The organism is Roseovarius spongiae (assembly GCF_003651245.1).
Taxonomy (GTDB): Bacteria; Pseudomonadota; Alphaproteobacteria; order Rhodobacterales; family Rhodobacteraceae; genus Roseovarius; species Roseovarius spongiae.
The window spans coordinates 415,932-429,850 of record NZ_RAPE01000001.1 but is presented as its reverse complement, the minus strand read 5'-3'; the positions used below and the strand labels follow the sequence as shown (position 1 = coordinate 429,850).

The following is a 13,919-nucleotide window of genomic DNA, read 5'->3' as shown; positions in this document are numbered from 1 at the left end:
GAAGGATCGCGGGGCGCCGGATTGTCGGCGCCCCCTGTCGCGTCCGGTAGGCGGGATCAGTATCCGATGCAGTAGCCGGCGCCGCCGCGGATGACCTCCGCACCGCGGGGGCAGCGCGCGTTCAGCACCCTCCGCGGCGCGACATGCGCGACGGACGCGCGCCCGAGCTTGCTGTCGGCGCAGGAATTGATCCAGGCCGCCGCCCGCGGGCTGACGGTTCGGTCCGGAAGAACCCGCATCACGGTGTCCCCGCCCCAAGGGTAGGCCACGTAGGTCGCCTGCATCAACGGCCAGCCGCCCACACGCAGTGCGTGGTGGCAATCAAGGATGGCGCGGTGCTGATCTGTGGCTGCGATGTAGCTCGGGTCCTGAGGGACGCCGCCGATCGAAATATCCTCAGCCTGGACGGGCTGCATCGACAAGACGACGGCGCAGGCCGAGAACAGGGCTTTCATTGAGTAATGCATGTCAACTTCCTAATTCTGAACATCGCCTGACGGCGGGCGGGCATCGTTGATTCCCCGATTGACCGACACCCCTGGCCCCTAGTCTTACCCGCCTATGCCCTCGATAAGAAGGCCGGTCCCGGAAAAAAGCGAACGGGCATCGCTTGTTGAACGATCGTTCTCCCCTTTCCGACAGGCGCGGGGCGGCCCCCGACCAACCGGCGGTCGCGTCCTCTGGCCGCCCGGGACGCCACCGCCGAATCACCTGCGCCGCGTTTCTTTCCTGCAACTATTTTCGCCACATATTCGCAAAAATCCGCTTAAGGGCATTGATTCTTGATAAATTGCGAAAAGTGCCGCACAGTAAGGCCAATTCAGGGCGTAAAGACCCAAAAAACCGAGGCGTGATCGAAAGGCAGGGTCACATGAAATACAAGAGTATTATGCTGGCGGCCCTGTTGGGGTTCGCCACGATAGGCGGCACGACTCCGACTCCGGCCGCCGCCGAAAATCTTCATGTCGTGCGCAAGGGTATGGGGCGCGATCTCACCGTTTCGATGAACCGCGCGGTCGTTGTCGAAAGCGATGTTCCTTTCGCGGAGCTGAGCATCGCCAACCCCTCGATCGCGGATTTCTCCACATTGTCGGACCGCACCATATACGTGCTGGGCAAGTCGCCCGGGCGCACCACGCTGACGCTTCTGGACGAAAACGGGCGGCTCATCGCGAACGTCGAGGTAAGCGTTAGCGCGGATGTCTCGGAGTTCAAGGAACGGCTGCGTCAGATCCTTCCCAACGAACGGATCGAAGTGCGCACCGCCAATGACGGCATCGTTCTTTCGGGCACGGTCAGCAGCACGCCGCGGATGCAGCGCGCGCTCGACCTCGCGGAACGCTACGCGCCCGAGCGGGTGTCGAACCTGATGTCGGTCTCGGGCAAGCAGCAGGTGATGCTGAAGGTCCGCTTCGCCGAGATGCAGCGCACCGTCACCAAGAGCCTGTCGACCTCGCTTCTGGTGGACGGGCTGGGCGCGGGCGCCGGGGTCGGGGTTTCGACCAACAACGCCGGGCCGTCAAACGTCAACGTCACCGGCGTGCAGCCCGGCACCAACCGCAGCGGGTCGCAGAACAACGGGGCCGCGTTCTTTGGCCTTGACGTCGGCTCCGCACAGATCGGCGTCCTTCTGCAAGCCCTTGAAAGCAAAGGTGTTGTGCGCACCCTGGCCGAACCGAACCTGACCGCCCTCTCCGGGCAGGAGGCCAAGTTCCTGGCCGGCGGCGAATACCCGGTTCCGGTGGCGCAGGACAACGACACCATCTCGGTGGAATACAAGCCCTTCGGCGTGGAGCTCAACTTCGTGCCGCGCGTGCTCGACGACGAGGTGATCAACCTCGAAATCGCCGCGGCGGTTTCCTCGCTCGATCTCGCCAACGGCATCGACACGGCGGCGTTCACCATCGCCGCCTTCCGGCGCCGCGACGCGTCGACCACGATCGCGCTGCGCGACGGCGACAGCTTTGCCATCGCGGGTCTGTTGCAGGACGATTTCCAGGACACCAACGGCCAGGTGCCGTGGCTGGGCGACGTGCCGGTGCTCGGGGCGCTGTTCCGCAGCGCTGACTATGAGCGCGAGCAGACCGAACTGGTCATCATCGTGACCGCGCATCTCGTCACGCCCACCAGGGGCGAAGCGCTCGCGCTGCCGACCGACCGGGTGCGGCTGCCAAGCGAGGCGGACCTGTTCCTCAACGGGCGCGTCGCCCGCGAGGTCGGGACCACGACCCCCGCGGGCGAAGTCGCGAAACAGGACTTCAACGGGTCCTACGGCTACGTGATGGATTGAGAAGAGAGACAGGACAGATGAAGAAACTACTTGCAGCCTTGTCAGTTCTCGCGGCCGCCGGATGCTCCGGGACGCCCGGCGAGGTCTACCGCTCCTACTCCGAAACCGGGTCGCTGGTGGATACCGGCAGCTTTGGCAACGCCAACATGAACAACACCCAGGTGATGAGCGGCGAACGGGCCTATGTCCATGACCTGTCCAACCGGTTCGCGAACGAAGTGCGCAGCACGGTGAACTTCGCGTTCAATTCCGCGCAGCTTGATGCGGTCGCGCGCGACACCCTGCGTGAACAGGCGGCCTGGATCCGCCACTTCCCCGAGGTGCGCTTCAGGGTTTATGGCCACACCGACGCCGTCGGGTCGAACGCCTACAACAAGCGCCTGGGCCTTGCGCGGGCGCGCGCCGTGGTCGCCTACCTCGCCAGCCAGGGCATCAGCACTTCGCGGCTCGAGGCGGTGGTGTCCTTCGGCGAGACCCAGCCGCTGATCGTCACGCAGGGCCGCGAGCGGCGCAACCGGCGCACCGTGACCGAGGTGTCGGGTTTCGTCGGATCGCACCCCATCATCATGGACGGCAAATACGCCGAAGTGGTCTATCGCGAATACATCGCCAGCGCCGCGCCGGCCTCGGAGCTCAGGACGATTTCGAGCGCCGCGAGTTCAAGCGAGTAGAAACACGCGAATCTCCCTGCCCGGCTTGCCGGGACACCTTCAGCCCGCCGACCCGTTCGGCGGGTTTTTCTTTGTCTCGCCGCAACGCACAATTACGATCTTTTGGCCCTAATGTTGCCCATATTTTCCGCGACATTCCCCCATGGGCAGAAGCCCCGGCGCGTCATCCGAATCGCCGGGACGGGCGCTCCGGGGCGGGCGAGGACACCCATCAAGCCCCCCACATAAAGAGGCGCCGTAAAAGGTGGCACATGAAATAGGACCGAACTGAAATGAGCAGCGCCATGAAGCAACCAGATGCGAGCCCGATCGTCGCCTGCACGATCAGCCGTGACGTCAGCAACTTCGATCTGCTGATCGAGGACATGGAAACCGCCATGGGCGAAGCCTGGGGCGATCTCGGCTTTGCCGAGGCCATGGCCTATCTCAATCAGCCAGAGGCGGAGTCGCTTGAATTCGTGGCGATCGCGCTCGACGATGAGGACGAGGACCGCCTGACAATGATCGGCGAGATCATCGGCCTCGCTCACGGGCGCGATATCAAGGTGATCCTGATCGCCGATGACGTCGGGCCCGCCGCGCTGCACCAGCTGTTGCGTGACGGCGCAGATGAATTCGTGCCCTACCCGCTGCCGGAGAACGAGCTTCAGGCCGCGATCGAGCGGCTGCGCGCCCCTGCGCCGGCGCCGCAGGGCGTAACGGCGCCCACGGCCAACGGCGAGGACGGCGTGCTTCTCGGGGTGCACGGGCTTGCCGGCGGGACCGGGGCCACGACCCTTGCGGTCAACCTGGCCTGGGAACTGGCGACCGTATCCAAGGAGGACGCGCCGCGGGTCTGCATCCTCGACTTCGGCCTGCAATTCGGGTCGGTGTCGACCTTCCTCGACCTGCCCCGCCGCGAGCCGGTCTTCGAGATGTGGTCGGACACCGAGGCGATGGACGAGGACATCTTCAAGCAGGCGCTGGTCAGCTACGAGGACCGGCTCTGGGTGCTGACCGCCCCGCCCGAGGTTCTGCCGCTCGACATGATTTCGCCCGAGGACGTGAACCGGGTTCTGGAACAGGCGCGCAAGCATTTCGACTACGTGATCGTCGACATGCCCACGACGCTGGTGCAGTGGACGGAAACGGTGCTGACCTCGGCGCAGATCTATTTCGTCACGCTCGAGATGGACATGCGTTCCGCGCAGAACACGCTTCGGCTGAAACGCGCGCTGATGGCCGAGGAATTGCCGCTGGAGCGGCTGCGCTTCTGCATCAACCGCGCACCGAAATTCACCGACCTGAACGGCAAGAGCCGGATCAAGCGGATGGCCGAGAGCCTCGAGATCAACATTGAACTGCAATTGCCGGATGGCGGGCGCGCCGTCAGCCAGGGCGCCGATCACGGCCTGCCGCTGGCCTCCTCGGCGCCCAAGAATCCGCTGCGCAAGGAAATCGCCAAGTTGGCTGCGCAGCTGCACGAGCTGGGCAAATCGGACGCCGAGGCGGCCTGAAAATCTGAGAGAGGGTAAGTCGAATGTTCTCGCGTTACAAGAAGCCGACAGGGGCGACCCCGGCGAAGGCGTCCGCCAAGGACAAAGCCGCCCCCGCCGAAGCGTCCGCCGCGGGCGCGGACGCCCCCGCCCCGAAGGCCAGCCTGCGCCGCCCCGCCCCCGTCGCGCCGGCGACCGCCGCACCGCAGGACAAGGAGCGCAGGCGCAAGGAGCGGCTCGGCGAGATCAAGCTCGATCTGCACCGCGCGCTGCTGGACAACCTCAACCTCGGCGCGCTCGATTCAGCGTCCGAAGCCGACCTGCGCGCCGAGATCAGCGCGATCACCGCCGAGGTGCTCGAGGAGCGCAGCATCGTGCTCAACCGCGAAGAGCGCAGCACGCTCACGCAGGAGCTCTATGACGAGGTGCGCGGCCTGGGGCCGCTTGAAACCCTGCTGAAGGACGACACCGTCAACGACATCCTGGTGAACGGCCCGCACCAGATTTTCATCGAGCGCGCGGGCAAGCTCGAGCTCAGCGACATCACCTTCAAGGACGAACGCCACCTCTTGCGCATCATCGACAAGATCGTGAGCGCGGTGGGTCGGCGCGTGGACGAATCCAACCCCTATGTCGACGCCCGCCTGCTGGACGGCTCGCGCTTCAACGCGATGGTGCCGCCGGTCGCGGTGGACGGCAGCCTGGTGTCGATCCGGAAATTCAAGAAGGACAAGCTCGGCATCGACGACCTAGTGAATTTCGGCGCCTTTTCCGAGGAAATGGCCGCCTACCTCCAGGCCGCGGTCGCCTGCCGGCTGAACGTGATCGTCTCGGGCGGGACGGGGTCGGGCAAGACGACGACGCTCAACGCGCTGTCATCCTTCATCGACAACGCGGAACGTATCCTCACGATCGAGGACACGGCCGAACTGCAACTTCAGCAGATCCATGTCGGCCGGATGGAGTCCCGCCCTCCCAACGTCGAGGGCAAGGGCGAGGTTTCCCCGCGCGACTGTCTGAAAAACGCGCTTCGGATGCGGCCCGACCGCATCATCGTGGGCGAGACCCGCGGCGAAGAGGTGATCGACATGCTCCAGGCGATGAACACCGGGCATGACGGCTCCATGACCACGATCCACGCCAACAACGCGCGCGACGCGATCAGCCGGCTGGAAAACATGGTGGCGATGGCCGGCATCGAGATGCCGCTCAAGGCGGTGCGCAGCCAGATCGCGAGCGCCGTGAACCTCATCGTGCAGGCCAGCCGCCTTCAGGACGGGTCGCGCCGCATGACCTCGATCACCGAGGTGACGGGCATGGAGGGCGAGGTGATCTCGATGCAGGAGATCTTTCGCTTCCAGCGCGTCGGCCTCACGCCCGAGAACAAGATCATCGGCCATTTCACCGCGACCGGCGTGCGCTCCAACTATTCCGAACGCTTCCGCCTGTGGGGCTACGACCTGCCGGCGAGCATCTATGAACCCGTGAGACCGGAGTGATCCCATGAGCCTCAGCGCGGAACCGATCATCTATGGTCTCATCTTCTTTGGCGTGCTCGCGCTCGTCGAGGGGATCTACCTCACCGTCTTCGGCAAGAGCATCAGCCTGAACAGCCGCGTGAACCGCCGGCTGGAGATGCTGGACAAGAGCCAGAACCGCGAAGAGGTGATGGAAAAGCTGCGCAAGGAGATGCAGCAGCATCTCAAGGCGCGGCGCATCCCGCTTTATTCGATCCTGTCGACCAAGGCGCAGAAGGCGGCCATCGCCTTTTCGCCCAAGCAGTTGATCATGCTGATGGCTCTGCTCGGCTGCCTGGCCTTCGTCGGGCTCAGCGTCGGCACGGCGACCTCCATGCCCGTGCGCGTCGCGGTGTCCATCGCGATGGGGATCGGCGCGATCTTCATGTGGATTTCGATGAAGGCGGCCAAGCGGATGGCGCTGCTCGAAGAGCAACTGCCCGATGCGATCGAACTGATGGTGCGCTCGCTCAAGGTGGGGCATCCGTTCTCCTCCGCGATCTCGATCGTCGCTTCCGAGGTGTCGGACCCGCTGGCGACCGAGTTCGGCATCATCGCCGACGAGGCGGCCTATGGCCGCGACGTGGGCGAGGCGCTCAAGGACATGGCCGAGCGGCTGGACATGCAGGATCTGCGCTTTCTCGCCGTGGCGGTCACGATCCAGCAGCAATCGGGCGGCAACCTCGCCGAGATCCTCGCCGGCCTGGCCAAGGTGATCCGCGCGCGCTTCCGCCTGTTCCGCCGGGTGAAGGCGATCACCGCCGAGGCGAAATGGTCGGGCAAGTTCCTGTCCGGCTTTCCGATCCTCGCGCTGATCGGCATCCAGCTCATCGATCCGAATTACTACGACAAGGTGCTCGACCACCCGTGGTTCATTCCGGCCTGTCTCGTCGTCGGGGCCTTTCTGGTGCTGAACCTCATCGTCATGCGCGCGCTCGTCAACATCAAGGTCTAGGGGACATCCCATGTCATTCGTCAATGAAATGCTGACCGGCGCGCTTGGTCCCTTCGGGCCGGTGATCGCCGTGGGCACGCTGGGCGTGCTTCTCGTGTTGATCACCGTCGCGCTCATGATGAACCAGCGCGAAGACCCGCTGGACAAGCTGAAGCGCGCCCAGCGGGCGCCCAAAAACACGCAGGCCCAGCAACGACTGCGCTCGGGCTCGCGCAACGACAAGCTGGACAAATACGCCAACTTCCTCGAGCCGCAGGATGAAAAGCAGTTCTCGGAGATGCGCCGCAAGCTCATGCAGGCGGGTTACCGCGACCGCGACGCGGTGCGCTATTTCCACTTCGCGCAGTTCGCGCTCGGGATCGGGTTCCTGGCGATCGGGGTGGTCTACTACGTGCTTTTCAAATCGGGCGGCGAAACCAGCGCGACGCAGATCCTGATGTATATCCTCGGCCCCGGCGGCGTGGGATACATGCTGCCGAAATACTGGGTGACCAAGCGCCAGCAGACCCGGCAGGAAGAAATCACCGACGGGTTTCCCGACAGTCTCGACATGATGCTGGTCTGCATAGAGGCGGGGCAGTCGCTCGACCAGTCGATCATCCGCGTCAGCAACGAGATCCGCCCGTCCTTTCCGGCGCTTGCGGACGAATACCTGATCGTCAGCCAGCAGATCAAGGCGGGCCGCGACAAGGCGTCGGTGCTCAACGAGATGGCCGACCGCTGCGGCGTGCAGGATATTTCCAGCTTCGTGACCGTGCTGGTGCAGAGCCAGACCTTCGGCACCTCGATCGCCGACGCGCTGCGCGTCTACGCCAGCGAGATGCGCGACAAGCGGGTGATGCGCGCCGAGGAAAAGGCCAACAAGTTGCCAACCAAGATGACGCTGGCGACGATGATGCTGACCGTGCCGCCGCTGCTGATCATCCTTGTCGGACCGTCCGTTTTGGGTATCATGGAACTGACGGCGATGGGCGGCTAATGATCCGTCGCGGAAAAACGGGGCCTGATGACGAGAGCGGTCGCGGGAATACTCTTGATGGCGGTGCTGGCGGGGTGCGCTGAACCCGCGCCCGACGGCCCCTACGCGCCGGGCCTGTCGCAGCGCGGCGAAGCGGTCGACGGCGCTATCGTCGGCCATCGCCTGATCCGGGCGGGCGAATACGAGATGGCGATCAAGGCATTTTCGCGCGCGGCGCTCGAGCAGGGAATGACAGCGGAAATCCTCACCGGGCTGGGCAGCGCCAACCTTGGCCTGCGCCGGCTGGGACAGGCCGAAAAGCTGCTGCGCGACGCGATTGCGACCGACGAGGCCGCGCCGGAGGCGTGGAACAACCTTGGCGTGGTGCTGATGGAAAGGGGCGAAACCGGCGAGGCGAGCGAGATGTTCCGCCGCGCCTACGCGCTCGATAATGGCCAAAGTGACTCAATCCGCGATAATTTGCGGTTGGCGCTCGCAAAACTCGATGAATCCGGTTATGGTGAGCAACAAGAACAAGATTATAAATTGATACGGCGCGGAAGCAGCGACTACCTGATCCGCACGATATCATGACGAGGCCGAGGCAGTAAAAGGACGCAAAAATGCGCCACCCCATCCTTATTGCGCTTTGCGCAGCGGCGTTCGCGTCGTTGTCCGCATGCGAACAGGGCGACTCCGAGAGTGTCGACCGCAAGTTTCAGAACGTGAACGTCGTGGACGAGAGCAATCTCAACGACGTGATGCTGAATTCATCCGACCCGAACGAGGCGGTGACCTACTTCCAGCGCAGCACCGGCGAACATCCCGACCGGATCGACCTGCAACGCGGGCTCGCCAAATCGCTGGTCCGGGCCAAGCGCCACACCGAGGCGGTCGCCGCCTGGAAGCGCGTCTCCGAGATGAAGGACGCCACCGCCGACGACCGGGTCGATTTCGCCGACGCGCTCATCCGCAACAACGAATGGGACCGCGCGGAGGAGGTGCTCGACAGCGTGCCGCCGACGCATGAATCGTTCAAGCGTTACCGCCTCGAGGCGATGGTCGCGGACAGCAACGAGGAATGGAAGAAGTCCGACAGTTTCTATGAAACCGCAGTGGGGCTGACCACCCGCCCCGCCGGGGTGATGAACAACTGGGGCTATTCCAAGCTGACCCGCGGAGATTACGCGGGCGCCGAACGCCTGTTCGCAGACGCGATCCGCCTTGATCAGTCGCTGTTCACCGCCAAGAACAACCTTGTCCTCGCGCGCGGCGCGCAGCGCAACTATTCGCTGCCGGTGATGCCGGTCGATCAGACCGAGCGGGCGCAACTGCTCTACACGCTTGGCCTTACGGCGATCAAGCAGGGCGACACGAGCACCGGCAAGGGGCTCTTGCGCGACGCGATCGACACGCATCCCCAGCATTTCGAGGCCGCCGCGCGCAGCCTGAGCGCGCTGGAAGACAGCGTGTCGAACTGAAGCTGTCGCAAGAAGGGCGGCGTCCATGATGCATATATCCGCGATCTCCGCGATGTGGTTCCTGCCCTTCGTCCTTCCGGTGTGCCTCTGGGTCGCATGGAGCGACCTGCGGGTGATGAAGATTCCCAACGTCGCCGTGCTGACGCTGGCGGGGATCTTCGTCGTCGTCGGGCTCGTCGCGCTGCCCATTGCGGACTATCCGTGGCGGCTCTTGCATCTCGTCATCGTGCTGGTGATCGGGATCGTGATGAACGCCGCCGGGCTGATCGGCGCGGGCGACGCCAAGTTCGCCGCCGCCGCCGCGCCCTATGTCGCGCTCGGCGATCTGCGGCTTTTGTGCGTGATCCTCGCCGCCAATCTGCTGGCCGGCTTCACGGCGCACCGGATCGCGAAATACACCGCGCTGCGCCGGCTGGCCCCGGAATGGGAAAGCTGGTCGCGCGGCAAGAAATTCCCCATGGGTCTCTGCCTTGGCGGCACGCTCGGGATCTACCTTGCGCTGGGCGCGCTCTACGGGTCCTGAAGCGGCCCGGCGACGCCCGCATCGCGCCATAATTTCCGCACCTTTCCGTGGCAGTCTCGCGCGCAGGAACGTAGCAGCGAAGGCCCGGCATCCATGAACATGCAAGTCACCCACGGCGTCCAGGCGCCCCCGCCGCCCACCACGATGGAGGACATGCGCCTGCCGATCGTGATGATGCGCGACATCCTGATCAAGACGATGTTCCGCAAGTCGCTCGACCTCGTGACCGACATCGCGCTGGCGCTTTGCCTGCCGCGCACCGTCACGCAGGAACTGGTGGACATGGCCCGCGAACAGCGCCTGATCGAGGCCACCGGCACGATGAGCGCGACGGCGGGCAACGAGATGGGCTACCAGTTGACCGATCTGGGCAAGGCGCGCGCGCTCGATGCGCTGAGCCAGTCGGAATATTACGGGGCGATGCCCGTGCCGCTCAACGTCTATGCGGAACAGGTCAAGCGCCAGTCGATCCGCAACATCCAGATCACCCGGCAGGAACTGACCGACGCGATGGGCCACCTCGTGCTGCCGGACAGCCTGCTCGACCACCTCGGGCCGGCGGTGAGCGCGGGGCGCTCGATCCTGATGTACGGCCCGCCGGGCAACGGCAAGTCGAGCATCTCAAACGGCATCCGCGACGCGATGGGCGACAAGATATACGTGCCCTACGCGATTGAATACGCGGGCCAGGTGATCACCGTCTATGACCCGATCGTGCACTCCGCCGCCGAATCCGAGAAGAGCGATCCCAATTCGCTGCGCCTGCGCCGGTCGTTCGACACGCGCTACGTGCGCTGCGAGCGGCCCACCGTGATCACGGGCGGGGAATTGACGCTCGACATGCTGGATCTCGTCTACAACCCCACGGCGCGGACCTACCAGGCGTCTTTGCAGCTCAAGGCGACGGGCGGGATCTTCATCGTCGACGACCTTGGCCGGCAGGTGGAGCCGCCGCAGAACCTCGTCAACCGCTGGATCGTGCCGCTGGAGGAAAGCAAGGACATTCTCGCGCTGCAATCGGGCGAGAAATTCGAGGTGCCGTTCGATACGCTGGCGATCTTCTCGACCAACTTCCACCCGAACAAGATCTTCGACCAGGCCGCGCTGCGCCGGATCTTCTACAAGATCAAGATCGATGGCCCCTGCCAGAAGGATTTCCTGAAGATCTTCGCGATGGTCGCGCGCAAGAAGGGCCTCCCGCTGGACGAAGCGTCGCTCGTGCACCTTCTGAAGAAGAAATACCCCGAGATCGACAACGTCTACGCCAACTATCAGCCGGTGTTCCTGATCGACCAGATGATCTCGATCTGCCAGTTCGAAGGGATTCCCTACCAGATGTCCCCCGAACTGATCGACCGCGCCTGGGCCAACATGTTCGTCGAGGAATCCGAGATCATCAACTGACGCCTGGCGCCGCCCCGGTTAGGGAGATCCGCGTCAGGCGCCCTGTATCGATTCTAGATAGGCCAGAAGGGCCGCAAGGGGGCGCGGCGTCGGCGTCATCGCACCGTCGCCGACATCCACCGGCACAGTTGGCCCGTTCAGGAGCGCGCCGAATTCCGGCATCTTCTGCCCCGGCAGCTGCGCGCGGTGATAGCCGTCGATTGTCGACAGCACCCGCGCCCTCGGGAACTGACCACCCTCGGCCAGTTGCGTGAGGTCCGAAGGCTGCGGCGACATGCCGCGCGCCCAGGGGCCGTCGCCCCTGCCCTGCGGACCGTGGCATTGGGCGCAGTTCTGCGCATAGAGCATCCGCCCCTCGTCCGCCTCGGGCATGGACGCGGACTGGACGCAGGCCGCGAGCGCGGCAACCGCGCCGAGCCCGGCCATGACTGACAGATATCTCATTCGCTGACTCCTTTGCCTCAAGGCTGGCATGGGGCGGTCTTCGCCGCCTTGATGCAGCGCAATGCGCCGCGGTTCAGGCCAGTTTGCCAGCCAGCGCGTCATCGATCAACTGCACTGTCTCCTCGACCCCGTAAAGGGCGATGAACCCGCCGAAACGCGGCCCCTGAGACGCGCCGAGCAGCACCTCGTAAAGCGCGCGGAACCAGTCGCGGAGCGGGTCGAACCGGTCGCGGCCCACGTCATAGACGATCTGCTGAAGCGTCTCGTCGTCGCGCGGGCCGTCATGCGCCGCCAGCGCGTCGCGCAGCGCGATGAGCGCCTCGCGCTCGGCCTCCGTGGGGTCGCGGCGCACGCGGGTGGGCTTCACGAAATCCTCGAAATAGCGCAGCGCGAAACCGACCGCCTGGTCGAGATCGGGATGCGTCTCGGCGCTGGCCTCGGGCGCGTAACGGCGGATGAAGCCCCAGAGCTGATCCTTGTCGCCCGCCCCCGCCACCGAGGCGAGGTTGAGCAGCATCGAGAACGGCACCACCATGCGGCTTTCGGGCACATCGCCGCCGTGGATGTGAAACACCGGGTTGTTGACCTGCTGCGCCGGCGCCTGGCCGGGATAGGCGCGCAACTGCTGATGGTATTCGTCCACCGCCTTGGGGATCACGTCGAAATGCATGCGCTTGGCGGTCTTGGGCTTCTGATACATGAAGTAGGACAGCGATTCCGTGCTGGCGTAGGTAAGCCACTCGTCGATGCTGATCCCGTTGCCCGAGGATTTGGAGATCTTCTGGCGATGTTCATCGAGGAAAAGCTCGTAGGTGAAATGCTCGGGTTTCTTGCCCCCGAGGATCTCGCAAATTCGGTCATAGATCGGCGTGTTGGTGCTGTGATCCTTCCCGTACATCTCGAAATCGACGCCAAGCGCGGCCCAGCGCGCACCGAAATCGGGCTTCCACTGCAGCTTCACGTTGCCGCCGGTGACCGGCAGCGTCATCTCGCGCCCGTCCTCGTCGTCGAAGGTGATCGTGCCCTCGGCCGCGTCCACATGCTTGATCGGGACATACATCACGCGCCCCGTTTCGGGATGGATCGGCAGGAAGATCGAATAGGTCTGCCGCCGCTCTTCGCGCAGGGATTTCAGCATCACCTGCATGATGTCCTCATAGCGTTCGGCGGCGCGCAGCAGCACCTCGTCGAACTGGCCCGAGCGGTAGAACTCGGTCGCCGAGATGAACTCGTACTCGAACCCGAACGTGTCGAGAAAGCGGCGCAGCATCGCGTTGTTGTGCCCGCCAAAGCTCTGGAACTTTCCGAACGGGTCGGGAACCGAGGTGAGCGGCTTTTGCAGATGCTCCTTCAGCGCCTCGGGCTCGGGCACGTTGCCCGGAACCTTGCGCATCCCGTCAAGGTCGTCGGAAAAGCAGATCAGCTTGGTCGGGATGTCGCTGATGACCTCGAATGCGCGGCGGATCATCGTGGTGCGCGCCACCTCGCCGAAGGTGCCGATATGGGGCAGGCCCGAGGGGCCATAGCCCGTCTCGAAGAGCACATACCCCTTCTGCGGCGGAGCCTTCTCATAACGTTTGAGAACGCGGCGCGCTTCTTCAAAAGGCCAGGCTTTCGATTGCATTGCGGCGTCGCGCAGATCGGACATTTGATCGCTCTCCTGATTGTCCCGGCCGGGCGGGAACGCGCTCCGGGTCGGTCGCTACCTATTGCCGGGGCGCGATGCAGTCAATAATGTCCGCGGCGACATCACATCACCGGGGTACGTGGAATGACCGACCAGATACAGCATCCTCTCAGCGCGCAGGATTGCCTTGTCGCGGTGATGATCGCGGTTTCGGCCTCGGACGAACAGATTCGCACCGCCGAGCTGGTCAAGATCGAAACGGCTGTGAACAACCTGCCGGTCTTTGCGACCTATGACGTGGACCGCATGAACCGCGCCGCGCAGACGGTGTTCGACCTCTTCGCCGAGGAAGACGGGCTCGACGCGCTGTTCGGCCTGATCCGCGACAACCTGCCCGCCCATCTCTTCGAGACGGCCTATGCGCTGGCCTGCGACGTCGCCGCAGCCGACGGCAAGCTCGACGAAAGCGAACTGCGCCTGCTCGAGGAAATCCGCTACGAGCTCAACATCGACCGGCTGCACGCCGCGGCGATCGAGCGCGGCGCGCGGGCGCGGCACATGACGGCCTGAGCGC

14 protein-coding genes are annotated in these 13,919 nt (G+C 64.4%); 11 read left to right on the top strand and 3 right to left on the bottom strand.

Annotated elements, in window-relative coordinates; all coding sequences use genetic code 11:
- Positions 1–56: 56 nt before the first annotated feature.
- Positions 57–455, bottom strand: a complete 399-nt coding sequence (locus D6850_RS19665; RefSeq protein WP_245964070.1) for a hypothetical protein — start codon at positions 453–455, stop codon at positions 57–59.
- Positions 456–871: 416 nt separating this feature from the next.
- Here D6850_RS19665 and D6850_RS02000 point away from each other — a divergent pair, with 416 nt between their 5' ends.
- The 10 genes from D6850_RS02000 to D6850_RS01955 all read left to right on the top strand — a co-directional run bounded on the left by D6850_RS02000 (position 872) and on the right by D6850_RS01955 (position 11,274).
- Positions 872–2,290 carry a type II and III secretion system protein family protein gene (locus D6850_RS02000; protein WP_121163384.1) on the top strand — a complete coding sequence of 473 codons (1,419 nt, stop codon included), beginning with the start codon at positions 872–874 and terminating at the stop codon, positions 2,288–2,290.
- A 17-nt stretch (positions 2,291–2,307) separates the two neighbouring features.
- Positions 2,308–2,961 (top strand): OmpA family protein, encoded by a 654-nt coding sequence (locus D6850_RS01995; RefSeq protein WP_121163383.1) that lies wholly within the window; start codon positions 2,308–2,310, stop codon positions 2,959–2,961.
- Positions 2,962–3,233: 272 nt separating this feature from the next.
- Positions 3,234–4,457: a CpaE/TadZ family protein gene (locus D6850_RS01990; protein ID WP_121163382.1), complete on the top strand. Its 1,224-nt coding sequence runs from the start codon at positions 3,234–3,236 to the stop codon at positions 4,455–4,457.
- A 23-nt stretch (positions 4,458–4,480) separates the two neighbouring features.
- Positions 4,481–5,935, top strand: coding sequence for a TadA family conjugal transfer-associated ATPase (locus D6850_RS01985; RefSeq protein WP_121163380.1), 1,455 nt, complete (start codon positions 4,481–4,483; stop codon positions 5,933–5,935).
- A 4-nt stretch (positions 5,936–5,939) separates the two neighbouring features.
- A complete protein-coding gene (locus D6850_RS01980) occupies positions 5,940–6,908 on the top strand; it encodes a type II secretion system F family protein (RefSeq protein WP_121163378.1) in 969 nt (322 codons plus the stop codon).
- Positions 6,909–6,918: 10 nt separating this feature from the next.
- Entirely contained in the window at positions 6,919–7,887 is a 969-nt protein-coding gene (locus D6850_RS01975; protein ID WP_121163377.1) for a type II secretion system F family protein, read from the top strand.
- A gap of 57 nt (positions 7,888–7,944) precedes the next feature.
- Positions 7,945–8,460 (top strand): tetratricopeptide repeat protein, encoded by a 516-nt coding sequence (locus D6850_RS01970; protein WP_245964069.1) that lies wholly within the window; start codon positions 7,945–7,947, stop codon positions 8,458–8,460.
- 29 nt (positions 8,461–8,489) lie between these two features.
- On the top strand, positions 8,490–9,347 hold the full coding sequence (locus tag D6850_RS01965; RefSeq protein ID WP_121163374.1) for a tetratricopeptide repeat protein: 858 nt from the start codon (positions 8,490–8,492) through the stop codon (positions 9,345–9,347).
- Between the two features lie 28 nt (positions 9,348–9,375).
- A complete protein-coding gene (locus D6850_RS01960) occupies positions 9,376–9,870 on the top strand; it encodes a prepilin peptidase (RefSeq protein ID WP_121165019.1) in 495 nt (164 codons plus the stop codon).
- A 93-nt stretch (positions 9,871–9,963) separates the two neighbouring features.
- Positions 9,964–11,274 carry a P-loop NTPase family protein gene (locus D6850_RS01955; protein ID WP_121163372.1) on the top strand — a complete coding sequence of 437 codons (1,311 nt, stop codon included), beginning with the start codon at positions 9,964–9,966 and terminating at the stop codon, positions 11,272–11,274.
- Between the two features lie 33 nt (positions 11,275–11,307).
- On the opposite strand, the gene D6850_RS01950 is transcribed toward D6850_RS01955, so the two are convergent.
- On the bottom strand, positions 11,308–11,718 hold the full coding sequence (locus D6850_RS01950) for a c-type cytochrome (RefSeq protein ID WP_121163370.1): 411 nt from the start codon (positions 11,716–11,718) through the stop codon (positions 11,308–11,310).
- Positions 11,719–11,791: 73 nt separating this feature from the next.
- Positions 11,792–13,366, bottom strand: coding sequence for a lysine--tRNA ligase (locus tag D6850_RS01945; RefSeq protein WP_121163369.1), 1,575 nt, complete (start codon positions 13,364–13,366; stop codon positions 11,792–11,794).
- 123 nt (positions 13,367–13,489) lie between these two features.
- On the opposite strand from D6850_RS01945, the gene D6850_RS01940 reads away from it, so the two are divergent.
- Positions 13,490–13,915, top strand: a complete 426-nt coding sequence (locus D6850_RS01940) for a tellurite resistance TerB family protein (RefSeq protein ID WP_121163368.1) — start codon at positions 13,490–13,492, stop codon at positions 13,913–13,915.
- Positions 13,916–13,919: the final 4 nt, after the last annotated feature.